Consider the following 26,288-nt stretch of genomic DNA (forward strand, 5'->3'; position numbering starts at 1 on the left):
CCATTGAATCCGGAAGCAACCGTCCCCGGTGCCTGGCCGAAAAAACGAAGACCACCAACTCCTGGCCAGCGCTTCCACGTCCATATACCGGGGGCCACGTATCCTCGCATTCCCGCATTCCCGCATAGGACCAGTCTCAACCAAACCCACCAGCCCGGCCGATGCACCAACCACGCAAAGCCGCCTTGGGCACTGCGGCGTTGTCCGCTTCCCGGAGCAAGGACACCTACCCGACAGCAAGATACCGGCGCGTCGCCGCCCGCCGCGGACCGATGAAAGCCCTCGTCGCGGTCGAACACTCCATCCTCACCGCGGCCTGGCACCTGCTCGCCGAAGGCGAATGCCACGCCGACCCAGGCGCTGATCCCTTCACACGACTGGACCCAATCAAGGCCAAAAACGACGCCATCAAGTAACTCAACAGTCTCGGTTTCGACGTCACCAGCACCCCGGTCACCGCAGCCTGACTCACCACACTTTCGCATTAGGTCCGTGAGAGCGGAGTCAGCCTCTTGACCTTCCCTGCCGTGGAAGGTCAAGAGGCTGACTGGGCATAACCATATCCGAGGCACTGATTGCGAGGAGTTCGGGACCTCGCTGCGACGTCGGAGGATCTCATGCCTGATCAACAGCCACGTTTGATCCCGCCGTCGGCGGCGGCCACCAGGGTAAACGCTCCCCTGACGATCGGCGGTTCCACGCCGGCGGCACATGCGTGAAGTCAGGCGTTCAAACCCGTGCCGGGATCCTCAGGACCTTGACTGCTGGACGCCGCGCCCACCCGTCCGGGCGACCTACCTCACGGGGAGGCTCATGGTTGCGTAGTTGAGGCCTGGTGCCGTTGCAGTCATTGTCAGGCTGCCCGTTGATTTCGAAGGGCGAAGAACCGCGAGAGCCTGGCCGTGCCAAGTGTGTCGGCGGGGGCGCTTGAAGCTGTCAACGTTGCGCGGGTTTCCGTTTCCGACGCCGATCAGGTTGCCAGCACCGCTGACGTAGAAGGATATTTTAGTAACAGCGTCGGGTACACGCCGGCCCTCCTTGTCAATGACCTCGACGAGCACGTGAGCGAGGTCGTCACGGCCCGTTGTGAGGTTCTGGACATCCGAAGTGAGACGAAGTCCTGCCGGTGCTCCGGTGGTGGTTAGTGTTTTGCGTGCGATTTCCAGCCCGTTTCGGCTGGCGATTGCGGTCAGCTGGCCGGGGGCGTAGGGGACGCTGAAGTTAGTCATTTGCTTGTCTGAGTCCTGCACTGTGTTACTTGCGATCAGCAGGCCATTGAGAAGCAGCTGCACCGTGTCGCCGCTGGTGTAAACCTGCACGTTCAATGGCAGCAGTTGCGCTTGGTCCCACGTCCAGCTTTCAAGAGCGTCGTACCAGGCGTAGTTCACGGCGACCTGCTGGGTGCCTGGCGGCGTCGGCCGCAGCACGACCATCTCGAGTGGGCTGTGACCGACGAATACTTCCCGATAGAGGTTCTGGGGCTTGCGCTGACCGATCAGGTCAATGTCGCCGCAGAAGCCTTGGAAGTAGGGGTACCCAACTGTCCCGACAAGGCCGCCGGCGGCCAGTGGCCCGGTGGTCGCTGTGGTGGCGCCGATGCCGCCTTCCCCGATGTAGTCCCATCCGGCCCACACCAGACTCCCGACGTACCAAGGGCTTGCCTGGGCGAGCTTTGCGTTGTCGTAGTTGCTGTTGAAGGGAACTTCGCTCTGGGTGATTGCTTTGTCCGGGTGCGCGGCGTGGTCTGTGGCCCCGGGGTTGCCGTGGAAGTCGAACACGTCAAGATAGGTCCATGGGTCTGGCCCGATTTTGAGGAGGTCAGCACCTCCGAGGGAGACGGGTCTGGTGACGTCCAGTGACCGTACGTGGTCCGCGAGACGGGGGCCGTAAGCATTCGGATCAGCCGCGATCTCGTTGCCGATCGACCAGATGATCACACTGGGGTGGTTGCGGTCCCGGCGGATAAATGTGGTGAGGTCACTTTGCCAGTGCGTCGGGAAGTACAGGTGGTAGTCGTTCGCTGCTTTTGCCGGAAGGTCCCATATATCGAAGGGCTCGTTCCAAACGAGCATGCCCAATTTGTCGCAGGTATCCAGGAAATGCGGTGAGAACGGGGTGTGAGCGGGACGGACAGCATTGAAACCGGCCGCTTTGAGAATCTCGAGCTTGCGTTCCTCTGAGCGGTCCAGGGAGATGGCCCCGAGAGGTCCGTGGTCGTGATGGACATTGCCGCCGTTGAGCTTGATTCTCTTGCCGTTCAGCAGGAATCCGTCCGTGCCGTTCCACACCATGGAGCGGATTCCGAACGTTGTCGTGTTCGAGTCGATCACCCTTCCGCCCATTAGCACCTCGGTGCGTGCAGTGTAAAGATTGGGCTGCTCCGGGTCCCACAGACGCGCACCGCTGATCCATTGACCGAACGAATATGTTGTCTGGTCACCCGCGACGATGGAGACACTGCCGGATGTTTGCGTTCCTACTACGTTGTTGCCGGGATCAAGCAGCGTGGTCCGCACCTGCGCATTTGCGGTCTGGCTGCCATCGTTCCTGACTTCCACAGCTGTGTGTATGAGGGAATTCCCCGCGACAACGGGCGTTGTTACCTGGACGCCGAATGTAGGGATGCATACATCGCTCGTGGCCGTCAGCCACGTGTGCCGGTAGATTCCCGACCCGGAATACCAGCGGCTGCTTTCGTTCGGGCTCTGGACCCTTACTGCCAGAACATTCTGGCCAGCGAAATCCAGATGATCGGTCAAATCGAAAATGGCCGGCAGGTAACCATGCGCATTGAAGCCCAGGCGAAAGCCATTGAGCCAGAAATCGGCCGTCTGGAAGACCCCGTCAAAACGCACCTCGACCCGGCGGTTGAGGGCGTCCTTCGGGACGGTGAAATGCTTGCGGTACCAGCCGACGCCGCCGACGGTGTAACCCTGTCCACGTCCACCCAGGGCCGCGGGTCCGTAGCCGCCAGGGAGGTCTGCGTTGGCGTCAAAGGGCCCAATGACGGGAGGAACCCCCTGGATTAGAGAAGGATCGTTGGGGACCATGTACGTCTGAGGGCTCGCAGTTGCCTCACCGTTCTCGGACGTTGCATAGGGTAGATCCTCAATTTGCCAGTCGTGCGGGACGTCGAGCACCCGCCAGTAACTGTCGTTGAAGCCGATGGACTCGGCGCCTGCGGGGTCATCACGCAGGAAGCGCCAGTCAGCATCAAAAGACGTCTGCGATCGGTTTCCTGCACTGGCCGCGGTCGCAGGGGCGGAGTCGAGGAGCACCATGCTGACACCTGCCGCCACGGCAGCGGTTGCCCCAATCCCTAGGACCTGACGCCTGCTGGGCGAGGCTGACGAGGGTGTAACTTCGGACTGCGCCATGATATTGCTCCCTTGCAAGTGGTCCGCTTCCTGATCCACGGGCTCGGTGCCCGCAGCAGAATTGTTAACGCTAACAATCCTGAAACAATTTGGCGCCGGACACAATAGCTGGAGCCAAGCTATGTGAAAAAGCTTTGCGAGATTGGCCCCAGATGGCTCTGAGCGCCTCATGTCAGGTCGGTTAGGAAAGCACGCCTGACGTCGCTTTGGCGGTGAAGGGCCGAATGTCGGCACAGCGTGCCGGTTCAGTGCTTTTCTGATCTCGTGCCCGGCGGGACCACCGGGCTTACGCCACGTTCATCGAGGTGCCGCAGTGGTCGTATGCAGGGTCCAACGCGCAAGAAGGCCGCTCCTTGCGTGCAGTTCCACAGCTGGTGGAGCTTCCAAAATGCTGGCGCGTACTGGAAGCCCGTGGGGCAGCACAGCGCGCCTTGGGGTGCCGGTGGCTCATCCCTGGTCGTGGCCACCGTTCGCCAGGAGGTGTTCCAGTCCCCACAGCAGAACGTCCATGTCGTAGTCGAACCGCCGGTCATCGTAGGACGAAAAGCCGACCGCTTCCAGGTGCCGCAGCGCTCCAAAGCTCGCTGAATCGACACCCTCAAGGGCCCTAACGAGTTCGGGCCCTTGAGGGTGTCCGCCCTCTCTGGCGTTCATGACCAGGTCTTTCGCGCAGCTCATCGCCACGCCGATTGCCAATGTCAGGGCTCTGGCGGCGTCACGTTCGCCGAATCCTGCCTCGATCATTTTCTCGAGCACGATTTCGGCGGGCCTGATCATGCCCTCACTCGCGGGTCCGCGAAGCTTGAAGTACGTGGCGAGGGAACCGGACTCGACCAACGCGTCCTTCGTGCTTGCTGCAATCGTCCGCAAGGCCTGCTTCCAGTCACTCCATGCAGGCAGCCCGGCGATTTCGAAGCGGGAGGAAAACGCATCCACGGCAAGGAGCTCCAACAGGCCGTCCCGATCGGTCACATGATAGGTCACCGCCTTGCGATCGACCCCGAGCTCATCCGCTACCGCCTGGATAGTAAGTGTCTCCGGGTCCAGGTAGCGGGCCGCAGCGACAATGCGCGTCGGGTTGATTCCCGCGTTCTTTCCCCGCGTGCGGCGCACGGTGGGAACCGTTCCTTCTGCGGTCATGACGGCTCCTTGAAGAGATCGGCGGCCGATCAACGACCATTCCCGACCGGGAATTAATTTCGGAAAAAAGCTTGACGCCTTCAAGCCTACGGGATACCGTTCCCGAAAGGGAATTAAATTCCCGAACAGGAATAGCGTAATTCCTTAGCTGAAAGTAGACGACGATGTCCTCGACCCCTCCAGAATCACTGGCCCACCCAAGCACCCTCTCCGAACCGACGGGGCCACTCGCCATCATTTCCCGCGTCGGTCAGGGCCGGCTCCGGCTCGCCCTCTTTATCGTTGGATTCGGAACGATCTTTGCGAACACCGCGCTGAACAACGTCCTGCTCGCCGCAAAACTGGCAATCCTCGCACCTGAACAGAAAGTCGCGCTCCTCGGGCTCGCGACCGCGATCGCCGGGCTCCTGTCCGGCATCTCAATCTTCGTCTGGGGCACCGTCTCCGACCGCGTCCGAAGCCGGTTCGGCAAGCGCAGCCCCTTGATCGTTCTGGGCGGCATCGGTGCTGCCGTCTTCATCGCCCTGGTCGGGTTCGCGCCGAACGTTGACCTGCTGATCGCCGCCTACGTCGGATACAACATCTTCCTCCCGGCCTTGTCGGCTGCCGTCCTCGCGGTGTTCCCTGACCGCGTTCCCCGGGAAAAGCGCGGTACGGCTTCTGCCTTCTACGGCGGGGCACAGGTACTCGCGGGCGCCGTCGCCGGCATTGTCGCGGCAAACTTCATCTCCGCCCCCGACCTGTTGCTCGTGACCACCTCGATCGGCATCCTCGTACCGGCCATCGCCTTCGTGCTGATCGCGCCTGACTTCTCCAACCGCCACGAGCCGATCGAAAAACTGACCGCCCGCGAGGTGCTCACCGCTTTCAAACTTCCGCAGGGAGCACCCGATTTCTACTGGGCCTTCACCGGACGGTTCGTGATCTTCCTTGGTGCCTCGATGATCGTGGCGTTCCAGCTGTACATCCTCACCGATCACTATCACCTGGCGAACGAGTCCGCCGGTCACATCATCGCAGTCGCGGGTATCGCAACACTGCTGACCATCGTCATCTCCACGGTCATCGCGGGTCCGCTCTCGGACAAGATCGGCCGGCGCAAGATGCCCATCTTCATCGCCTCACTCATCCTCACGGTCGCACCTGCCTCGCTCCTGCTCATCCCTTCCGGTGACGCCGTCATCGCATACGGCGCGCTGTATGGCCTTGGAACCGGAATGTTCCTCTCCGTCGATGCTGCACTGATGACCGAAGTCCTCCCGGACCAGCTCTCACGGGGAAAAGACCTGGGGTTCCTCAATCTTGCCAACTACGTTCCGAACGTTATCGGTCCGCTGGTGACATCACTGCTGGTCAGCACCGGGCTCGGCTACACACCCATTTTCGTGATCTCGATCGGGCTCACCCTCATCGGCGCCTTCAGCATCTTCAAGATCAAGGGCGTCCGATGAACGGCAGAGCAGCACTGAAGGGCCAACAGCTTCTCGGTCGGGCGCTGGGCCCGCTGATGCGGACCCCCATGCGGATGCGGCGCGACCAGCTCACACGGTTACCGCTGCCACCCGGCCGGGTACTGTTCCTCGGCGACAGCATCACCGAACAGGGGATGTGGCACGAGTGGTTCCCCTCAGTTCCGACGCTCAACCGGGGCGTCGGTGGCGACACCGTTCAGGGAGTCCGCCAGCGGCTCGACAGCGCTGTCAACCAGCCACGGCTCATCTCGCTCCTCATCGGAACCAACGACCTTGGTGGCCTGGGTACCATCAAACCACCGGCCCTCGCCGCGCAATTCTCTGATCTGGTCGTGGCACTCCGGGTCCTGGCACCAGAGTCAGTACTCGTGATCAACAGCGTCATGCCTCGAACCCCGCACTTCGCCCCGACCATCCGGGACCTCAACACCCGGTACCAGGACATCGCGATAAGGGAGGGTGCGCGTTTCCTCGACCTCTGGCCTGTTCTCGCTGGTCCGGATCGCGGGCTCAAGCCTGAGTTCACCGCGGACAACCTGCATCTCAACGGCGCCGGATACGGGGCCTGGACCAAGGCCCTCGCACCCGTCCTCGACGAGGTCCTGGCAGTACCCCCTGCGGGCCGCCCTTCGCCCGCAGTGGAATCTGCATCATGATCCGCTCAAGCTTCAACGACGTCCGCGGCGACGGCGGTCCGCCAGGTCACAGAGCGGGCGGGAGGTAACCCTCCCCCTTTGACGCGATGCACCAGGAGCAACGCGACGCCGCCGCGGCGGCGGCCGGCCATAGCACCGGCTACTTTTCCGGAGGCATCAACTCGCCCTGCGCAGTCGCCTGGGCCGCGCAGGGGGAGCCAATCTTGTGCGTCACCACCGCCATGGCCGACGAATTGGGGGGGCGGGATCCCCATCGGCCCCTTCGCCATCATCGGAGACGACTCCATCGGCCGGGGCATCGTCGAAACGCTCAGCGGACAGGGCTCACGGGCCGTTTGATGAAGAACCACGGCCCATTCACCGTCGGCAAGGACGAGCAAGATGCAGTCAAGGCAGCGGTAATGGGTTGGAGACGTCGCCCGATCAGTACTGTTCTCCGAGCAGCCGGGAAGCCCTCACACCACAGCCCCGGATACGGTCGACTTCCTCTTCAACAGTTACCAGAACGTCTACGGACAAGACCTGACCGGAGCGCTGAACTGAACGAACCACCAGAGCTACCCCGAGAGGGGGATGACGCACATGGCCGTTCCGCGGACCATTCGGCCGCGACTGCAGACGGGCACGGACCCATGCAAGCAGGGCGGATGCCCCGCCTGAAAGATGTCGCGGATGCCGCGGGAGTTTCCTATCAAACTGTCTCGCGCGTCATCAACAATCATCCGAGCGTCAGCGCGCCCACCCGCGAAAAAGTAAAGTCGACCATCGCCGCGATGGGATACCGTCGGAACACTGCCGCCCGCAGCCTGGTTACCCGCCGTTCCCAGACCATTGGCGTGCTGGCCAGTGAACTGTCCCAGTACGGTCCGGCCAGTACCGTGGCAGGCGTGGAGCGAGCAGCCAGGGATGCCGGCTACTTCGTCAGCATCGCCGCGTTGAGGGAGATCACCCGCGAAAGCCTTCTGGGTGCGGTGGGACACTTCATCGACCAAGGCGTTGACGGGATCATTCTGCTGGCACGGCAATCGGACAGCGTCGTCCTTGCCCTGCAGGAGATGACGTTGGCCGTTCCCGTCGTGGCGGCCGGTTCACCCGGTAACAGCACCGTCCAAGGGGCGGCAGTCGATCAGCGCCACGGAGCCCGGCTCGCCGTCGAACACCTCATTGAGCGCGGTCATCGGCTTATCGCCCATGTCTCCGGACCTCCCGGTTGGGCTGATAGCGATGAGCGTGCGACGGGGTGGCGTGAAGCCCTGCGCGCTGCTGGCCTCCAAGACCAGATAATCATTGAAGGAGACTGGAGCGCTGACAGTGGCTACAACATCGGGTTAAGTCTCGAACCGGAGGACATCACCGCACTGTTTGTGGGGAACGACCAAATGGCCCTGGGTGTCCTGCGCGCCTTCTCCGAAAGGAATATCCGCGTGCCCGAAGACATTTCAGTGGTTGGATTTGACGACCAACCCGAAGCCGGATATTTCATTCCGCCCCTGACCACCGTGCGGCAGGACTTCGGGGAACTGGGCCGCAGGTGCGTCGAGACGCTCTTGCGGCAGATGCAGGGGGTTGGCGTAGACCGCCCTTCCGTCGTCATCCCGAAGTTAGTCCAACGCGCCAGCACGGGCGCATATCCACATGACTGCAGCAAGAGCTCAATATGGTGATTGACGCGTCAATTGTCAGCGCTCACAATTGAGCTGGAAAATTGGCGCACCTGCCAAACTGTAAGGCCGTTTGAGTGGTACAGCCATCAGGCACCGGCCGAGACTTCGCCCCTTCCGGGTCTGAACATCCAACCAAACGTCAAATCACGACTAACCGGGCGGCCCATTGAACCGCTTCGATTCGGCCTACGCCGCTAAGCAATTTCGTGAACTGCCGAAGTCGACAGCTCCGGTGCCACGTGGGTCTTACTTCTTGCCGCGTCTGGCGGCGCCCCAGTCCGCATCAATGCCGCGGGAGGGAGACCCACGAGATTCGCCCTTGGCGATCCGGTACCGAGTGGGCGAATCGGTGAGGCTTGCCAGTCTAATTACGTAGGAGTCCGTTCCTGCCGTCGATAGTCGTAGTGTGGGGGACCCTGCGAGACGACCGTCGACGGCAGGGATAGATGAACACCCTGGCCCGGGACGCGGTGGTGCCCGCCTCCACGAGGCCGAAGAGGCTTCCGGGAAGGCCCAAGGCAAGGCCGACAACTAGCCTAAATGCCCCTTCCTGGGCGCCCGTTCCCGGTTAAAAATGGTGCCTTGGTCACCTGCCGACGCCGTTCCCCCTATGGTTCTTTGAGGCCGTCAACTAGCCGGGCCTTGGGGGTCACGTTCTGGGCCCTTCATTGTTTCTTTTCTGAGAATGCGGATGAGATTCTTTTTCCCGGTGACCCCCACGGGCGGCCGCATCGATGATCGAAGGTCCGTGCTGCGAGGAGATGAACGGGATCATGCTGGCCGAAACCCAGGATGAGGAACAAATCATTGCCAGGGTCGCCGCGATCGACATTGGCAAGGCTGAACTCGTGTGTTGTGTCCGGGTCCCTGCGCCAGGGAACCCGAAGAAGCGTTGGCAGGAGGTGTCGACGCATTCGACGATGAGCCGTTCGCTGGCGGAGCTCGCCAACCATCTGGTGGAGCTGCGCAGCGAACGGGTGGTGATGGAGGCGACCTCCGATTACTGGAGGCCGGTGTTCTACCTCCTGGAGGCGCACGGGCTCGAGCCGTGGCTGGTCAGCGCACGCGACGTGAAGCATCTGCCGCCCATCGTCGCCATCGGACGCTCCATCCTCGTCATCACCTGGCACCTGTTGCAGAACCCGGATGCCCTGTTCCGTGACCCCGGCGCCGACCACTTCAGCCGACACACCGACCCGGAAAGCAAAAGAAAGCGGCCACATCCGACAGCTCGAAGCACTCGGCTACACCGTGACCCCTCACACCAGCAGCGTGACACCCACCCACATCCATACACCGACCAACCGCCGGGCCACGACGGACACTCCAACGCGCAACGGCCGCGGCCACATCACCTCCATTGACCCGTCCGCCCTCGCGGGCGATCCGTGACGCAGTGGCGCGTCCGATACCAGACGCGGCTCCGGTGACGACGACGGTGCGCCCGGTGAAGCGATCGGTGGTGATTCGCTCGCGCCACTGGCCGTCGACATCGGCTTCTTCCGGTTTGATGCCGCCGTTGGCCCGAAGCACCAGATCGTCGACGAGTTCCTGGGGCAGCTGGCCCTGGCTCAGGGCGACGAGCTGCTGGAGCGGCAGCCCGAGAACCGGCTCGAGCGCGGTCTCGTCGAACGCACCGCCCTGTCCGAGAACCTGCCTGATCAGTTGACCACCCTCGGGGTGGTTGAGCCATTCGCGGATAGGCGACTGAGCGGTGAGGGGGCGATCGTTGCTTGCCATGATTGTGTTTCCTTTTGTGGGCTAGTCAGCCGTGATTTCAGTTGGAGCGAAATCTCCCGGAGAAAACCCGCTACTTCTCGCTTTGCGGCTATGCAACGCCAGGACAGGTGCACATAAACTCGCCGGGTTCGGCCGACACCGCGTCCAGCTCGAGGGCGGGATGACGAGACGGGCCTTGAGGCCCTCCATTATGCGGGCATTCTCGTCGTTTTGTGCGGTCCTGTGGTGGTCGCGTCAGCTCAGTGACACGAGAATCGCACGGCGTCCCGAACTTGTCGTGAATGTGGTTTGAACCCGTCCCTGAGACTTGAGTATCCCGACAAGATTCGACACTGTGGCCGGTGAGAGGTTTGTCCGTTCAGCCAACTTCCTTTGTGTGGCGGGGCCTTCGCTGCTGAGCCGCAGGATCAGCAGCTCCATGTTGTTTCGCCGTAAAGCTTGCTGCGAACCGGGTCCATAGGACGACTCAGATCTCAGGGTCTTGGGCATGAGGTCCGCTCTTTCTCCCTAGTCGGGTGGGTTGAGTCTCCGAGCTTCTTTGGGCTCGATAAAATCTTTGACCACTGTTTGCACAAGGTCAGCTCCTCGGTCTGATAGGTGTACGTGGTCGGTGAGCAGAGCCAGTCCTTGGCGGTCCGCTATGGAATGCCAGGACCTTCGAAAGAGGGTGTGTTGGAAAAACGCTCTTCCCATGGCCCGTTTTGTTCCGTCCCAATGAGCGGACGGTTGTTTTGAGCGGGAGTGCGACATGCTCGGCGCAGCGCTAGTACCGGCACGCAACGTTTCCGGCCGATGTGATGTGTGACGGTGTTGCAGTCCTCAGCGATTGCGTTGTAGCGGCTTCCGGGGACTTCACCTGGCAGCGGCAGCTCGATCAGGGCGATGCGGGCATTCGTTTCGCGCTGCACGGTCCGTGATGTCGGCGAACTCGCTCACGGCGCGGTCGATCCCCCTGGTCGAGGCCCGCCAGTACGATGCGATGGTCCGCGCCCAGGATGTGAGCGGTGGCGAGCCCATGCCGCCGGTGATCACGGCTGTCTTCGTCATGCGATTCTCCTTGACGTGTGTATCAGTTCTTCGGCTTCGATTGAGGTACCTGCCGGCGGGCAGCCGTCGGCCTCGACTCGGATGTCGATCTTCCCGGGACGGTGCGGGCGAATGATGGCCAGTGCTCGGCCGTCGAAGGTGGTGCACGTCGCCGCATCGAAGCGCTCCTGCGTCGAGGGTCGCCCGGTTCCCAGGCCGGCGAGGCTTCCGGCTCCCGTGACGGTGACGGTGATCGCGCGGTCGGCGTTGTTGACGGCTGTCCCGAGGTGGTCCCGGAGCGAGATCTCGACGTAGGCGAGATCGGTGTCGTCGGCACGGATCGTGTCCTTGTCGGCTCGCACGTCGATCGCGACGGGACCATCGACAGTTACCACGGTGGTCCGATTCTGCTCGACGCCGTCATGGTAGGCGATCGCGGTCAGCTCGCCGGCCCGGTAGTGAGTGTCGAAGCGTGCGATGAAGGCTTTTTCCGCACCGACGCGCTGCCGGGCGATGACCTCACCATTGAGGACGAGTTCCACCTCATCGCCGGAACTGTAGACGTCGACGACGACAGGTGAACCAGCCGGGACGGCCCATGTCCAGCTCGACACGGAGTCCGACCACGCCCAGCCGGAAGATGCGGTGGGGCGGCCATAGTTCTGCGGCCGGTGGACAGCGATGTATGGTGCGGCGGCGAGACCGAACACCGTCTCGCGGTAGTACGACATAGGACGGCGATGCCCGGTGATGTCGATGTCGCCGGCGAATGCCGCGAGATAGGGGTACGCCGCGCTCAGGCCACTGTTCTTGTAGCCAGGCTCATCCGTGTAGTCCACGCGGCCGATGCCGCTCTCGCCCAGATAGTCCCACCCGACCCAGGTGAAGTCGCCGATGAGGTGGTCGTGCTTCGTCACCAGCCGCCATAACTCGTCGATGTGACCGGGATTGGTCTCAGAGCCTACGAGCACTCGTTGGGGGAAGAGCTCAGCATCTTGCTCGTACCGCTGATCGCCGTAGTTGAGCCCGACGACGTCCACTTGCGCTGCAGCTTCTTCGATCGCGCCGGTGACGAGGTCCGAAACTACGAGCTGGGCGAGTCCGTCGCCCATACTGCCCATCGCGGTGTTGACGTCCTGCTGCTGCCCGGCGGCGGACATCATCGCTGCGATGGTGTCGAAGACCGAGACAGTCGGGTTGATGGCGTTGGTCACGAATCGAGTCGTGTCGAGGGTTCGCAGCTTCTCGACGAGTTTCCGTCCCCAGGTGCTTCCGATCGAGCTTCCGGTCTCGAAGATTTCGTTGCCGATCGAATAGCAGATCACGCTCGGGTGGTTGAAGTCCTTGCGCACCATCGCCTCGAGGTCGCGTTCCCACCACTCCGGGAATGAAAGTGAGCTGTCGAACCCTGTCTTGGCGACGGTCCAAACATCCGTGAGCTCGTCCATCACGAGGACGCCCAAGCGGTCACACGCATCGAGCATGGCTCTGCTCGTGGGGTTATGTGAACTGCGGATCGCGTTGAATCCGGATGCCTTCAGGATCTCGATGCGCCGCTCCTCCGCGCGAGCGATGGCGGCCGAGCCGAGAGGTCCGTTGTCGTGGTGGATGCACGCGCCGCGGAGCTTCACCTGCTCGCCGTTGATGCGGAGTCCGCCGACAGCGTCAACGCGCACCTCGCGGATGCCGAAGACTGTCCGGTCCTCATCGAGTTGGACGTCCCCGTCGCGAACTGCGGAGTGGTTTGCGTAAAGGTTGGGCAGGTCCGTGCTCCACAGCCGGGCTTGGTCGACGTTCAGTCTGAAACGCGCCACACCGGAGGTGTTCGGCAATAGGGTGATGGGTGAAGATCCGGCAGCGACCACAGCCCCGTCGGCATCCGTCACGGTGATGTCAACCCGGACTGTACGAGTGGCGCGAGTTTCGTTCGTCACCGGCACGGCGACGGCTAGTACGGCGCGAAGGCCTTCCACGTACTCGGTGCTGACCTGTACACCGTCGAGCGGAATATGAATGGGGTCGCTCACGGCGAGATGGGTGTCACGGTAGATGCCCGCGCCGGTGTACCAGCGTGAGTCCTGGTGGGATCGGCATTCCACAGCGATCGTGTTCGGTTGCCCGAAGCGTAGATAGGGATTCGCGTCGACGACGAACCCGGCGTAGCCGTTGGGGCGCTGCGCCGCGAGGTCGCCGTTGATGTAGACCATCGCGTCCCGATAGACACCTTCGAACTCAACGGCGACGACCTTTTCGCGGTGTTCCGCGGGTACATCGAAGACTTTCTCGTACCGGAAGTAGCCGCCGGGGAAGTAGCCTGTGTGCGAACCACCTGGGTGATCCGGGGAGCGTTCGAGGTCACGGACCGCGTCGTGTGGCAGCGTGACCGGCAGCGGCGTCACCGGCAGCGCATCGGCGCCGCCGGTGAAACTGTCGAACGGCGTCTTCTTCGGCGCGACAGTCCAGTTGTCATTGAAAGATCGGCGAATCATTGGCGTGCTTTCTGATCGTCCATCCATGTGACGAGCGCTTGCGTGCCGTCTGTGAAGTGGCGGGTTTTGGGCTTGTTGAGGAAACCATGGGTCGTGTTGGGAAGGACCTGCGTGGTCGTCTCGATGCCCGCGTCAATGAGCTCCTGGGCGAGTGCATCGCCGGAGGCTCGGAGTTTGTCCCGGTCAGCGTTCATGACGAGAGTCTGCGGCAATCCCCGCAGATCGCCTCCGCCGGGAAAGACGGCGTGATCGTCGAGGCTTTCCGGGGAACCGCCGTAGTTCATGTTCATCCGTTCCAGGGAGTCCTTACCCAGGAAGACGGCCATCGCGCGGTCGCTCATTCGAATCCTCGAGCGAAGCTCCCGGGTCACCGTTGCCGGTCGCCCATGGAATGTGCCGTAGATGAGAGCGAGTCCGCTCGGCGGGGGCCCGTCCCCGTCCCGCAGCCTGGTCGCGGCGGACAGGCTGAGCCCCGCGCCGGCGCTTGTTCCTCCCAGGAGAGGAGAACGTGTACTTGGCTGAGTGGAGGCGAGGTCCTTGTACGCGTCGAGGACATCGAACAACGGTTCGGGGTACCTGTTGGTGGACGGCTTCGGCCGGAAGGTGCCGCGGAAGTTGATCATGGGTACGAGACGGTAGTCGACGGCACGCACGTGCCGGCCGCTGTGCGCGATCGCACGGGCGACGGCGTCGGCTTCCGGCATATCGAGTCCGCCTCCCATGAATCCCCCGCCGTGCACCCATACGAGCGGGACGGTATGTCGCACTTCGTCCGGCGCATAGTCCCGCACGGGGATGTCATGGCCGGTGCGACCTGCGACGGTCGTGTCGGTCACGTGGATGCCATCGACGCTCACCGAGACGTCGCATCGGAGTATAGGGGCCGGGCTGCGTTGAAGTCGGCCGGACTGTGAGCATCGCAGATCAGCTGCCAATTCCCCCTTCGCCGCGACCAGGTCTTGGAGCTGGGGTCGCGTTCGCGTGTGGGACTGAGGTCGAGCGCGACCTCGACAACGGTCTCCGCGCCTGGGGCCAGGCGCACGCGGCGGAATCCGATCAGCTGCGGAACGCGGCTGGCGCCTGACGTCTCGACAGCATAGACCTGCGCGACGGAAGACCCGGCGCGGGCGCCCGTGTTGCGCACCCGAACAGTGGCGACGCCGTCGGCGTCGGACGCGTGATGCTCGATGAGTTCCATCTCGAACGTCGTGTACCCGAGCCCATAGCCGAAGGGGTATGCCGCCCTGTTGCCGTCGCGATCCAGCTTGCGCTGACCCCACCATGCGTCGTAGGTGATCTCGCTCGCTGAGGCGTCGAAGAACGGCAGGTGTGCGGCGTCCTTGGGAATAGCTAGCGGCAGCCGGCCTCCCGGCTCTTGGGCGCCGGTGAGCACATCCGCGATGGCGCGTCCTCCCTCCATGCCGGGATACCAGGCCATCAGGATCGCGGGGACGTCGTGGCGCCACTTCTCCATGATGATCGCGCTGCCGCCGATGATGACGGGAATGGTGCGGGGGTTCGTATCGACGACAGCTCTAATGAGCCGTTCGTCCCGCTCGTGCAGCGTCAGCGATGTGCGGTCGCCGCCCTTGCCGAACTGGCTTATTAGTCGGGCGACCTTCTTGAGCAGCCAACCGACGACGAGGGTGTTCATCGGCCATCCGAAGATCGGCGTGTCGCTGGGTTCCTCATTCTCCACCCGCTCACCCTCGTCGTCGAAGTTCATCCCGGCGACGACGATTGCGAGGTCGGCTGACGCGGCCGCCTCGCGGGCCCCTGCGAGGTCGGTTCCGTCGACGTGGGTGATCGATACAGTGGGAAGCGCCTCGCGCAGGCCGTCGAGGGGAGACGAGGACGAGGGCGGGTGCACCAGCGAGGAGCCGTGGTCGCCCATGTTGGCCTCCACGGCGAGGGCGCCGATCACCGCTAACCGGCGAATCGAGGGGTCCAGCGGCAGCAGCGCCGCGCCCTCGACTGGGTCGTTCTTCAGGAGCACAGCTCCTTGGGCCCCGGCTCTGCGGGCGAGGGCGCGGTGCGCAGGGCTCGCGAGTACCGCCTTCGGCGGTGCGATCTGATCGCGCGCGGCCGCGTGCCGTACGAGGGTCGACAGGATGCGGCGCACTGGGCGGTGGAGGGATTCCTTGCTCACGAGTCCCTGTGCGATCGCTTTCGGCAGCTCGCGGGCTCGGTGCATGCGCAGCGGCATCTCTATGTCGAGCCCCGCGTCCAAGCTTCGAACCGCGTCGTGGATGCCGGAAGCCCAGTCACTCGTGACGAAGCCCTCGAAGCCCCACTCGTCGCGGAGGATGTCGGTCAGCAGCACCTTGTTGTCGCCTGCCCACTCTCCGTTCACCGAGTTGTACGAGCTCATCACGGATTCGGCGCCCGCGTCGATGACGGTCTTGAAGTGCGGGAGGTAGACCTCGTGCAGCGCGTGCTCATCGGCAGTCACGTCGACTTTGAACCGTGCGTTCTCCATCGAGTTCAAGGCGTAGTGCTTCACACAGGCGATCACGTTGCGCTGCAGTCCACGCGTGAGAGCGGCGCCCATCTGACCGAGGAGTACTGGGTCGTCCCCGTAGGATTCCTGCGCGCGTCCCCACGCCGGGTGGCGTATGAGGTTGATGCACACCGCCCCGGAGTAGTTCGCGCCCTGTGCGCGACCCTCTAGTCCCATGGCAAGACCGATGGCTTCTTCCAGCTCCGGGTCCCAGGTCGCACCACGTGAGATCGTGACGGGGAACGCTGTGGATGCACCTGCCACGACCCCGCGCGGCCCGTCGACGAACTGCACGCCGGGAATACCGAGCCGTGGAATCGCACCAGCGGCGATCGGACCGGCCTTGATCTTGGCCGGAAGTGTGATGATGGCGCGTAGCGGCACGTCACCATCCAGCATCCACAGCAGTTCTTTGTTGGTCATCTGGGTGATGAGCCGCTCTGCGACATCCGCTGGCGTCAATGTTCCAGCGCGAACGGCGCGTACTCCGTCCTCAAAGCTGAAGTGCGCCTTCTTCTTACGATTCATGGATCAGCTCTCTTCTGGGCATCGGCATATCTCTTGCTCGTCGTCGTGCTACGCGTCCGCTGCCAGCGCTCGGCTGCTGAACCGGGTCTACGGCCGGGGTGTCCGCGTGCTGCGCGGCGCGGACGATCCAGTTGTCGTCGAACGACGTACGCAGCATGCTTGTGCCTTCTGATTCAGCGGAAGGACAGACGAACATCACGGCAAGGGATGCTACGACGGAGGCGTTGCCCGTAGGCAGGCTGACAGGGCTGTCGTGCGCTGCCGTGCCTTTTCGGATCCTTCTCCGTCGAAGTTATTTCCTGCTCGGGAATGTAATTCCTTTTCGGGAAATGTACGCTACCAGATCAGGGAAGTCAACCCATCGGCGTCGAGCTAAGGAGGAGCCTGGGAGAAGAGCTGGCGCGTCAGAGGTCCGCGGGCCCCGCATGCCCGGCCGAGGTCCAGCCGGGCAGGAGCGCATTGGCCCACACCTTGCCGCTTCGGCCTGCCATCCGAAGTGGTTTGGCGAACCACCCGCTTACCAACACCTGCAAGATACGTCCCGAGGTGGGTCACTACACGCTCGATTGAAGGCGGCCCGTGGGCTGGATGAAAGGGGCCGCGTGCAAGAGAGAACTGGTCGACGTTCATGTGGAGCCTGACCTTTCTTCTTTCGAAGTCTCGACGCAAAACCCATCCGCGTCGTAATGCGCGCCTTGAACATTGGGCTCCCAAGGGAATGGGAGGATGGAACATGATCACACGCAGGGGCTGCGAGCCTACGGCGGGGAACCTTGATTCTTCCCGATGGGAAATTACGGTATCGGTATGTGAAGGCGATGCTACGCTCCCTGGGAGAACGCGGAAGGGGCGCACATGACCTCAACGACAGATTCCGCCTCACCGCGGCGTGGGCGTGGGCGACCGCGTCGCATCGACCAGCAGATGATCGTAGAGGCAGCTCGCGGAATCCCTGTGGGCGAATTAACGATGCGTGCCGTCGCCGAACGCCTTGGGGTTAACCGTAAGGCCCTGAATTACCACGTCAGTGATCGTGATGGACTGCTCGACCTGCTTGCGGCGTACTCGCTCGCGGACGGAATGTCGGCGATCGAACTCAGCCTCAGCCGGGATTGGCGCGACCTTCTGCGCGACTTTGCTTCGCAGACTCGTACCGTCGTCGCCTCGCTTGGTGATCTTGCCGAGTACTCACGTGTGGATGCGAAGCTGGACGCAGCCGCGCTGAAGCCTGCCGAGGCGGTGCTCCGGTCCCTCCTCCGCGCCGGCTTCTCAACCCGCACCGCAGGACTAGTGCTCGCGAACATCGCGGAGTTGGCGTTCTCTGCCGGCCGCAACGACATCGATAGGGCGGACGCCAGCACTCATAAGACGACGGCCTCCATTCGGCAGATCCTGAAATCCACGCGCGAGCCGGGCTTTCCGGCCATGGAGGCCGTCCTGCTCGCCGACAACGGCCTCCTCGGCGAGGAGCAGTTTCAGTTCGACCTGCGCGTGGCCATCCTCGGCCTGGAGCAGATCCTCGCCAACGAGGCTTAGGCCCACTATCTGCCTCGCCGGACTCGCAGTGTGCGAGCCCGTTTGGCGCGATCTGATTCAAGACCGAATATTTCCCTTGCGCGTGTTTATTTCTTGATTTATATTTACCCGTGGGGAGTAAATATTTCCTTCGCATCGTAACGAAGCTCACACCGTCATCCAGATATCCGTCGGGGACGCCATCCCATAGCGGACCGCACACCACGAGAATCAGCGGCAGAGCGCCACAGGCCGATGACGAACGCCGAGGCAATTTTCGTCATCGAGTCCCGGCCGATCGACGTCGAAGTCACCGCGAGCTCCGATGACCTTCATACGCCTGCCGATTTTCAGAGGACAGGTCCCATAGGCGACCCGGCCCGGGTGGCGCACCTTACGCCCTGAAGTCGCAACCCTCACCAACTAACAAAGCCACGCTCAGCCCGAAGCACAGGAGTCAAAGATGACCGACCAAGTTCCGCTCACCACATCCGTGGCCGCCGTCCGAAAGCAGCCCAACCCTTGGTGGGTGGCGATCATCTGCAGCATGGCCGGCTTTATCGACACCGGCATCGCCGGGGCGTTCGCGGTGGTTCTCGTGATCTATCAAGGTGCGATCGGGCTGCTGCCCGAACAGATCGGGCTCCTCACTGGATTGTTCGGCTTCGGCATCGCATTCGGGGCCATCGTCGGTGGCCGTCTTGGAGACGTCCTCGGCCGTCGACGCGTGTTCACCGGAACCATGATCGTCATCATCGCCGGGGTGGCGGTACTGATGTTCTCGAGCGCGTTCCCCGTGCTGGTCGTGGGGGCGCTGCTCATGGGACTCGGAACCGGTGCGGATATTCCGGTCGCGCTCACGACGATGACGGAAGCGGCCCGCACCGACAAACAGCGAGGCCTGTTCATCGCCTTCAGTGGCGTATTCGTTGCCTTGGGTGGGATTAGCGCCGCGGTCATCGGAGGAATCGTAGGGAACATGGGGCTTGCCGGCGCGCAGATCCTGCTCGGCTATCTCGGCGTAATCACGCTCGTCGTGCTCATTCTTCGGCTGACAATTCCCGAGTCCGCCAGCTGGCTGTTGGCGAGGGAGGAGAGGCGTCGGGGAATCGACACAGTCCGAGCAGACCGTTCGTCAGTCAAGGACCTTCTCCGTGCACCATACCGAGTGCCATTCCTGGGCCTGCTGGCCTTCTATACGCTGGTCATGGCTTCCGCCGTCCCGATCGGCCAATACGGCACCTACCTTTTGGTCAACGTCGCAGGAGTGTCCATAGCGGACGCGTCGTTGACAGGTCTGTTCGCGATACCGATCGCGATCGTGGCCATCCTGTTGTCATTCCTGCAACTCGGCAACGCCAAGTTCCGGTTTCCGCTGTTCACGGTCGGCGCCGTTCTCCTGGTTGTTACGCCCTTCATCCCCGTGGTGTTCGGGTTCTCCTTCGTCACCTACCTGATCTTTTTCTTGCCTTCCGCGATCGGATCCGCGCTTGCGAGTGAAGGCATCATGAAGTTCTGGGCTGCTCGATCCTTCCCGGTGCTGCTTCGCAACACGGCTGTCGGCGTGATCTTGTCCGTAGGTCGTTTCGCTGTCGCAGGCTACGCAATCGTGGTGCCGACACTCGTCACGCTGGGGGTCAACGTTCTCCTGATCTCCATGTCCATTGTGGCGCTCGTCGGGCTATCGATCGCATGGACCGTCTTCCGCGCCCGCGACAAACACAGCGAGTTCGACACGGAGAAGGAGCTCGAAACCGATCCTAACCCTGCGAACACCGCGGCTGTCCTGGCTTCTGTTGACTCGGGTTCTTAACCCGTTGCGAATGCGGTCCGATTTGATCGTTCAATGGGAGGGGCGTGAGTCTTTCCAGCCGACTTTGCAGTCGCCGGCCGTGGTAGGTCCGCTTGATCCAAGGTGGTGATGCCAACGGGAGTTCCTTTCTGGTGAGCCACCGCTGACGATCCAAGACGTTCTTCTGCAGCAGAGAGAAGAACCATTCCATCGCTTTTCTGTCCGCATACGCGCCGACCTTGCCCGTTGGGCCTGTCAACCCGGGATGCTGGAGCAATTCAACCAAGCGGGCGACCGGAACAGGGACCTGCGACCGCAGGGAAGCACTGTGCCAGCCAGCTGCCAGCCCGCACCGCGTTCCCCCGCGCAGCCAAGCCAGGGAGGAATTCATCGTGAGACCATCGAGTACCCGCAGATCCTCCCGAAATAGAGGTCCTCGACGGCACAGGGGCAGTGCTGCCCTCGCTGGGTGGTGTGCTCGGTGATGTCCGTGAACCACGGCTCGTTCGGGGCAGCGGCGGTAAAGCCCCGCTTCAACAGGTCGTCGGGGATCGGTGGCCCCAGCATCCGGCTAAGCCTGCTTCTTGGAGAACACCGACCAGATGCCGTGGTCACTGTTTTTCGCCGGCCCCGGATTCCTTTCTCGGGCAGCTCGTCGGCGAGGAACCAGCGAGCCTCGATCGACAGCTGGAAGCCGAATATTCAGGGATCCGCTGATCCGGGGCCGTGGTCCAGACTCAGTTCCGAGGCTTTCAGCAGCTCGGCGCCGGGTCGCTCGGCTGCGAATTCATGGCCGCGAATGATGGCCTCCTGGCTGCGCAGGAAGGCGCGAGGATTCCTGCCTGTTGGGGTGTTGCTGCGATCTTCTGACGCGTGACGAGTTGCTCCACGGTGCCGTAGTCGGACATGACTGATCCGGTGAATCCCATTCGGCCGCGCAGTAAGTCTGAGAGTATCTGTCGGTTCGGCCCGCCGGCACCCCGTCGATGTCGGAGTAGAAGTTCATTACGCTGGCAAGCCCCGCCTCTTTGATCATCGCCTCGAAAGGGGTTGCGCATACATCGTAGAGATCCCGACCACTGGCGACGGAGGCCGCGGTGTTCAGGGCTCCTCCGGATACGCCGTAGCCAAGGAAGTGCTAAGCGGTAGCGATGACGCCATTGGTTAAGGTCGTCGCTTTGGATCCCGCGCACGTAGGCGATGCCCATCGAGGAGGTGAGGAGGACGTCTTCCCCATAGTTCTCGTGCACGCGCCCCCAACGGGCGTCGCGGGCAATGTCTACGACGGGTGAAAGTGCCTGCGCGAAGCCGACAGAACGCATCTGGCGGCGGATGGTGTCAGCCATCTCCTGCACGGCATCGGGATCCCACGTTGCTGCCAGGCCGATGGCGGTCGGGAAAGAGGTGTACTCGGGGGCGGTGAAGCCGTTGAGGGCCTCTGCGTGCAGCATTGCAGGGATGCCGAGGCGCGTGTGCTCCAGGAGGTATCGCTGAACGCCGTTGTTGATGTCGGCCAGTTGCTTGGGGAATGCTGCGCCGAGCGCTCCGGATGAGAGGTGGCCGATTCCCTCGGAGAGCCGTGCTGCCATTGTTTCCGGCGTTGGGATGGGGGTAGCCATGATTCCCACGACTGGCGGGATTTTTCCACGAGGGTCATCTGGCGCAGCAATTCGAGCGCGCGCTCGTGGGTGTCCAGGTTTGTCATGAAGATCCTTTCGGTTTGCTGTTAGACCTATGGCAGGATCGTGCGCTTGCGAGGGAGCGCGACCCGTCCGGCACAGTTGAGGCATCGTTTGAGGTTCTCGGTCGCCTCGGAGGGCGGTCGTGAAGCCCATTTTCCGGACCATGTCGAGCGTCGAAGCTGTTCGAGGCCCGGTACAAGTAGGGCGAAAGTCGGGCCTGCCGTCGCATCATCTGAGATCGTGATCTGAGATCATGCCGAGAGTCACTGTCCCGAAGTCGAACCTGCCATGGCAGATGACCTGGTTGCAGCACGCTCAGACTCGGTCGTTCTTGTTGGCGCGGTCGTCGTGGGCCGGAGGCCGTTGGCGTTTGTGAGGACACCAAGGGTGATGCTCACCGGCTCGCAGCCGTCGGCAATGGCTGTCAAGGTGAGTTCCCGGGTTGTGTCCGCTGCGGAGTACGGGCAGATCCCGTCGGTGAAAGGTGTCATGAGTTTCGGCGCCGAAGGCTTCAGTGGTGAACACTTTGCCCGCGCCGAAGCCGAGAGGGAATCCGGCGCTCTCGAGGCTGGCGTTCATGCAGACCTCGGAGCGGTGGTAGGCGCCCTCGAATTCGAGCAGCGCTACCTGATCGCGCGATTCTTCCGCTGCGCGGATGGTCTTCCAGTAGCAGTAGATGCCCCCGGTAGAGTGGCCGACTGTTGCAACACTTCACGCATTCTTGGGGCCGGCGTCCATGGCCAACAGTTTTTCGACCGCCGGCAATCTCAGAGCCACTCCGCAAGGTCGCCAAGGCATGGGAACAACTGCCAGGAGCTGCCCGCCACCGGCGCTGACGGATCAAGCCACTCCATCGCTGTTCACCTAAACCGGAAAATTGGATCAGCATGGACACTATCGCCTCGGCGGCCGCCGTCACGGCCGAAAGCGACGTCCTCCGCGCCGGGGGCGCCCTCTATGCCGGGCGGCTGCGTGGAACCGGCGCTCTCTGATCGCCTGCTGCGGGGCCGGGGTGTGAGCGACGCTCACGACACCGATCGCCGTAAATCGCCGCCGGGCGTTCGAGCCTGGCCCTGTGACGGAGGCCCCTCAGTTCGGAACGCCCGCGATCAAGGCGAGTCCATTCACGATCACGGCCAGGGCGAACGTGAACTGCCCGTGGCTATAGGTATCGATCTGGGCGTCCAGGATTCTCGTGAGGTTTGGGAAATCTTCGTCCGGAGACGAGTCAGCGGATTGAGCGAAGGCCGCGCGGACGACATCGCTGCGGGGATGGGTGGCGAGTGTCCGTGCCGTGACCACGTCCCTCGCATGCGCGATGCACAGGTTGGTGAGGATGACGGTGGCGCGGAGTGCCTGCTCGTCGGTGAAGCCGGCGGCGACCAGCGTGCCGACGAAGTGCTCCGTCCGCAGAACGAAGCCGGTCAGCGGTGCCCCGCGCAGACTCAGATGATCAATCAGTGGCCCGACGGCGACCGCGGCATCGACGACGGCTTCGGCGTAGTCCACGCAGGCGGACTTCCAGTCGGCAGATGCCGGCGCATCGGCATCGAAGTGTGCCGCGAAGGCGCGCCAAGCGAGCAGCCCCATCAGCGTCTCGCGATCGGCCACATGGTGGTTAAGCGCCTTGTGGTCAACTCCCAAACGCGCGGCGACCCGGCGCATGGTGATTTCCGAGGGGTCCAGTGCACTCGCCGCTTCGACGATCCGATCCACATCGAGCCCGGCGCGCTCGCCCTGCCTGCGCCCGCCTGATGCGTCCCTCCGTGCCGAACCTGCTGACTCCATTGGGACCTCCCCTCGATTCACAAGGCCGTGCTTGACGCCCCGACTTCTCGAGGGTAGCCTATCAACAATCTTATTCCCCATGGGGAATACCCGACGACAAAGGAGTTCGGCGATGACCACGTCCGCAACCGCCGCTTCCGAGATCCCGCGCACAGACTCGACCGTCATCGCGCGCACCGTGGCGACGGCACGGCGCGCTTTCGACTCGGGGCGGACGCAGCCGTTGTCTTGGCGCCGCGCGCAGCTCCGGGCGCTGATGCGGATGCTGTCGGAGTCGGCGGACGAGATTCACGTCGCGGTGGCCGCCGATCTCGGCAAGGCGCCGGTGGAGGCTCACCTGAGCGAGGTAGGAGCGATCGTTGCCGAAGCGAAATCCGCGATCAGGAACCTGCGGCGCTGGACCCGCGACCGGCCGGTGGGCGGCTCGCTCACCCGCATCGGACCCAGTCGCGCCACTATCCACCGGGAACCGCTCGGAACGGTGCTGATCATCGGGCCTTGGAACTATCCGCTTCACTTGCTGTTCATGCCGTTCATCGGGGCCGTCGCAGCGGGAAACTCGGTAGTACTAAAGCCGAGCGAGCTGGCCCCGCACTGCTCGGAGCTCGTTGCCCGGCTCGTGCCGCAGTACCTCGATCCGGAGGCCTTCCAGGTCGTCGAGGGCGGCGTCGCCGAGACGACGGATCTCCTGGCCGAGCGCTTCGATCACATCTTCTACACCGGGAACGGCGCAGTCGGGTCACTCGTCATGCAGGCCGCGGCGAAGACGCTGACCCCGGTGACTCTGGAACTCGGTGGCAAATCGCCCGTGTGGGTCGACAGCACCGTAGACATCGACGCGGCAGCGGCATCCATCGCGTGGGGCAAGTTCTCCAACGCGGGGCAGACCTGCGTCGCCCCGGACTACGTGCTGACGACCGTCGATGTCGCGCCCAAACTCGCTGCGGCGATCGCGGCCCGCATCACCGCTATGTACGGCACCGACCCCCGCACTTCGCCGGACTTCGGACGGATCATCAATTCCCGGCACACGGAACGTCTTGCGAAGCTGATCGACTCGGGCACCGTCGTCGCCGGAGGCCAGGTCGACATCTCCCAGCGCTATGTCGAACCCACGGTGCTCACCGACGTGTCCCTTGACTCGCCGGCGATGCAACAGGAGATCTTTGGCCCAATCCTGCCAATCGTCACAGTTGCAGGCCTGGACGAGGCGATCGCGGTGATCCGATCGAATGACAAGCCGCTCGCCCTCTACGCATTCACGACCAGCCGCGAGGCGCGGGAGAAGATCACGGCCCGCACTTCGTCGGGCGGGCTGATGTTCGGCGGCGTCATGGTGCACCTGGGCGTGCCCACACTGCCGTTCGGCGGCGTGGGCGGCAGCGGTATGGGCGCCTACCACGGCGAACACAGCCTCCAAACGTTCAGCCACGAACGCGCCATACTCCGCAAACTTCCCGGTCCAGACCTAACCCGATTCGCCTACCCGCCGTTCACGGCCAAGAAGGCGAAAATGCTCATCGGCTCCTGAGCCGCGTTACCTTCACATGCCAACAGAGGAAATCCTGCAATGACTGTCATCCAAGATACGAAGGCTGCCGACGTGGTGGTCACCAAAGAACGGCTGTTCGGCTCCGAGCAGCGCTGGCGACGATTTGGCGTGCCCACACCTGCGGGCGAGAGCCGCCGTGCGGACGGGGCCGTCGACTACGGTCTGTTCGGACCCGGATCGCTGGCCTGGGATATCATCCTGCATCCAGTGACGATCTTCCTCGAGACGGTCGCGCAGGGGCAGGTCCAGACCACCTACAAACCCGTCGATGCGGGCGTCCGCGACAAGGATCCGATGACCCGCAAGGGGCTGCAGGGTACCCTGACAATCATGGACGCGTTCGACCGCGCCCAGCGCAACTCCGGCATTCACGCCCCGATGTGGCTCGCTGACACGCCCAGTGCCGAGCGAATCGCGAAGCACCTGATCGCTATCCACGGCAAGGTCGTCAGTGACATCATCGATGTCGGCGAACCCGAACTGGGCGGATACGCGGCCAACGGCCCCCGCGACGCCATGTGGGCGGCGCTCACCGAGATGGAGTCGATGCTCTGGCTCTACGAGGGCCTGGCATTCCGCGACGGCAAGCGCCCTCACGCGGTGTCGCCTGCCCAGCGGGACGCGTACATCGCAGAGTTCGGAGCCTATGTGCGTCTCTTCCCGCATGCGGACGAGCCACCCACCTCACAGTCCCAGCTGGATGCGCTGCACGAAAAGTACGCCGATCTCTTCCGACACAGCGCGACCATGCACACAATGGTCGAGAGCGGGGAGGACTACCAGGCGTTCCTCATGCGCAATTTCAAGAAGAACTTCCACCGCTCGCAGGTGCGCGTGTTGATGCCGATGGGCGTGCTGTTCGGCCTGTTCGGCAAAGCCGTCACCGGATGCTTTCCCGACCATGTGCACCAGTCCATGGGTCTGACGCCCAAACAGAGTCGCGCTGCCCGCCGCGCCCGGAAGATGGCACTGCCGCTCGTCTGGATCTTCCAGCGCAGCTTCGCGCAGCGCTACTGGATGCGCCTCATGTGGGGCCCCGATGGTGTCAAGCTCATACAGCACGCCCGAAAGCTGCACGACGCCGCCAAACGCGAACGCGCCGCATCGGCTGCCTGACACCACACCGCTGCAATCCCCAAGGAGAAGATCCGAGGTATCGATCACCGTGGTCACCCGGGTTTCCACCGCCTTCAATCCGCTGCTCATCGACGGCTGCCGCGCGCTTTGGGTCACGCACTCAACCAAGGACGCACTGGTTGCTGCCGGCTGACCTGGGGCGGAGGCCTCCTTCCGTAAACTTAGGGCTGGAGGAGGCTTCCGTCGGTGTTGACCGGTCGACCCAAGTGTTGGACGCCGGGCAGCACCAG

The 26,288-nt window shown here is 63.1% G+C and carries 17 protein-coding genes and 3 pseudogenes; 10 read left to right on the forward strand and 10 right to left on the reverse strand.

What is annotated here, in order from left to right:
• Positions 1-155: 155 nt before the first annotated feature.
• Positions 156-416: pseudogene (locus ACFQ50_RS12000) on the forward strand (IS110 family transposase); the annotation flags it as partial.
• A gap of 378 nt (positions 417-794) precedes the next feature.
• Here the strand turns inward: ACFQ50_RS12000 and ACFQ50_RS12005 are convergent.
• Both ACFQ50_RS12005 and ACFQ50_RS12010 read right to left on the reverse strand, forming a co-directional pair.
• Positions 795-3,281 carry a glycoside hydrolase family 2 TIM barrel-domain containing protein gene (locus tag ACFQ50_RS12005; protein WP_377995764.1) on the reverse strand — a complete coding sequence of 829 codons (2,487 nt, stop codon included), beginning with the start codon at positions 3,279-3,281 and terminating at the stop codon, positions 795-797.
• 543 nt (positions 3,282-3,824) lie between these two features.
• Positions 3,825-4,517, reverse strand: a complete 693-nt coding sequence (locus ACFQ50_RS12010; RefSeq protein WP_377995765.1) for a TetR/AcrR family transcriptional regulator C-terminal domain-containing protein — start codon at positions 4,515-4,517, stop codon at positions 3,825-3,827.
• Positions 4,518-4,681: 164 nt separating this feature from the next.
• Between ACFQ50_RS12010 and ACFQ50_RS12015 the strand changes: the two genes are divergently transcribed.
• From ACFQ50_RS12015 to ACFQ50_RS12035, 5 genes and pseudogenes are all read left to right on the forward strand, one after another.
• Positions 4,682-5,968: an MFS transporter gene (locus ACFQ50_RS12015; RefSeq protein ID WP_377995766.1), complete on the forward strand. Its 1,287-nt coding sequence runs from the start codon at positions 4,682-4,684 to the stop codon at positions 5,966-5,968.
• Positions 5,965-6,645, forward strand: a complete 681-nt coding sequence (locus ACFQ50_RS12020; protein ID WP_377995767.1) for a GDSL-type esterase/lipase family protein — start codon at positions 5,965-5,967, stop codon at positions 6,643-6,645. Before ACFQ50_RS12015 ends, ACFQ50_RS12020 begins: the two co-directional genes overlap by 4 nt.
• Before the next feature lie 221 nt (positions 6,646-6,866).
• A pseudogene (locus ACFQ50_RS12025) lies at positions 6,867-6,986 on the forward strand (hypothetical protein); the annotation flags it as partial.
• A 306-nt stretch (positions 6,987-7,292) separates the two neighbouring features.
• Positions 7,293-8,309 carry a LacI family DNA-binding transcriptional regulator gene (locus ACFQ50_RS12030; RefSeq protein ID WP_377995792.1) on the forward strand — a complete coding sequence of 339 codons (1,017 nt, stop codon included), beginning with the start codon at positions 7,293-7,295 and terminating at the stop codon, positions 8,307-8,309.
• A gap of 773 nt (positions 8,310-9,082) precedes the next feature.
• Positions 9,083-9,673 carry a hypothetical protein gene (locus ACFQ50_RS12035; RefSeq protein WP_377995768.1) on the forward strand — a complete coding sequence of 197 codons (591 nt, stop codon included), beginning with the start codon at positions 9,083-9,085 and terminating at the stop codon, positions 9,671-9,673.
• A 610-nt stretch (positions 9,674-10,283) separates the two neighbouring features.
• Here ACFQ50_RS12035 and ACFQ50_RS12040 read toward each other — a convergent pair.
• From ACFQ50_RS12040 to ACFQ50_RS12060, 5 genes are all read right to left on the reverse strand, one after another.
• On the reverse strand, positions 10,284-10,538 hold the full coding sequence (locus tag ACFQ50_RS12040) for a winged helix-turn-helix transcriptional regulator (protein WP_377995769.1): 255 nt from the start codon (positions 10,536-10,538) through the stop codon (positions 10,284-10,286).
• A 363-nt stretch (positions 10,539-10,901) separates the two neighbouring features.
• Entirely contained in the window at positions 10,902-11,096 is a 195-nt protein-coding gene (locus ACFQ50_RS12045) for a hypothetical protein (protein WP_377995770.1), read from the reverse strand.
• Positions 11,093-13,564, reverse strand: a complete 2,472-nt coding sequence (locus ACFQ50_RS12050; protein ID WP_377995771.1) for a glycoside hydrolase family 2 TIM barrel-domain containing protein — start codon at positions 13,562-13,564, stop codon at positions 11,093-11,095. The genes ACFQ50_RS12045 and ACFQ50_RS12050 overlap by 4 nt, the downstream gene beginning before the upstream one ends.
• Positions 13,561-14,400, reverse strand: a complete 840-nt coding sequence (locus ACFQ50_RS12055; RefSeq protein WP_377995772.1) for an alpha/beta hydrolase fold domain-containing protein — start codon at positions 14,398-14,400, stop codon at positions 13,561-13,563. Before ACFQ50_RS12055 ends, ACFQ50_RS12050 begins: the two co-directional genes overlap by 4 nt.
• A gap of 17 nt (positions 14,401-14,417) precedes the next feature.
• Positions 14,418-16,592 carry a glycoside hydrolase family 3 C-terminal domain-containing protein gene (locus ACFQ50_RS12060; RefSeq protein ID WP_377995773.1) on the reverse strand — a complete coding sequence of 725 codons (2,175 nt, stop codon included), beginning with the start codon at positions 16,590-16,592 and terminating at the stop codon, positions 14,418-14,420.
• Between the two features lie 954 nt (positions 16,593-17,546).
• On the opposite strand from ACFQ50_RS12060, the gene ACFQ50_RS12065 reads away from it, so the two are divergent.
• Complete coding sequence (locus ACFQ50_RS12065) at positions 17,547-18,128, forward strand: TetR/AcrR family transcriptional regulator C-terminal domain-containing protein (protein WP_377995774.1); 582 nt, start codon at positions 17,547-17,549, stop codon at positions 18,126-18,128.
• 442 nt (positions 18,129-18,570) lie between these two features.
• On the forward strand, positions 18,571-19,920 hold the full coding sequence (locus tag ACFQ50_RS12070) for a nitrate/nitrite transporter (protein WP_377995775.1): 1,350 nt from the start codon (positions 18,571-18,573) through the stop codon (positions 19,918-19,920).
• Here the strand turns inward: ACFQ50_RS12070 and ACFQ50_RS12075 are convergent.
• The 3 genes and pseudogenes from ACFQ50_RS12075 to ACFQ50_RS12085 form a co-directional block, all read right to left on the reverse strand.
• Positions 19,917-20,565, reverse strand: a pseudogene (locus ACFQ50_RS12075) (IS3 family transposase); the annotation flags it as partial. The gene ACFQ50_RS12070 and the pseudogene ACFQ50_RS12075 sit on opposite strands and share 4 nt — an antisense overlap.
• Positions 20,566-20,651: 86 nt before the next feature.
• Positions 20,652-21,518: a glycoside hydrolase family 3 N-terminal domain-containing protein gene (locus tag ACFQ50_RS12080; protein WP_377995776.1), complete on the reverse strand. Its 867-nt coding sequence runs from the start codon at positions 21,516-21,518 to the stop codon at positions 20,652-20,654.
• Positions 21,519-22,670: 1,152 nt separating this feature from the next.
• Positions 22,671-23,369 carry a TetR/AcrR family transcriptional regulator C-terminal domain-containing protein gene (locus ACFQ50_RS12085; RefSeq protein WP_377995777.1) on the reverse strand — a complete coding sequence of 233 codons (699 nt, stop codon included), beginning with the start codon at positions 23,367-23,369 and terminating at the stop codon, positions 22,671-22,673.
• A gap of 112 nt (positions 23,370-23,481) precedes the next feature.
• On the opposite strand from ACFQ50_RS12085, the gene ACFQ50_RS12090 reads away from it, so the two are divergent.
• Together ACFQ50_RS12090 and ACFQ50_RS12095 are read left to right on the forward strand one after the other, a co-directional pair.
• Positions 23,482-24,900 (forward strand): aldehyde dehydrogenase family protein, encoded by a 1,419-nt coding sequence (locus tag ACFQ50_RS12090; protein ID WP_377995778.1) that lies wholly within the window; start codon positions 23,482-23,484, stop codon positions 24,898-24,900.
• 39 nt (positions 24,901-24,939) lie between these two features.
• Complete coding sequence (locus ACFQ50_RS12095; RefSeq protein WP_377995779.1) at positions 24,940-26,037, forward strand: oxygenase MpaB family protein; 1,098 nt, start codon at positions 24,940-24,942, stop codon at positions 26,035-26,037.
• Positions 26,038-26,288: the final 251 nt, after the last annotated feature.

The sequence above is a fragment of the Arthrobacter sp. NPDC056493 genome, assembly GCF_042795115.1.
Classification (GTDB): domain Bacteria; phylum Actinomycetota; class Actinomycetes; order Actinomycetales; family Micrococcaceae; genus Arthrobacter.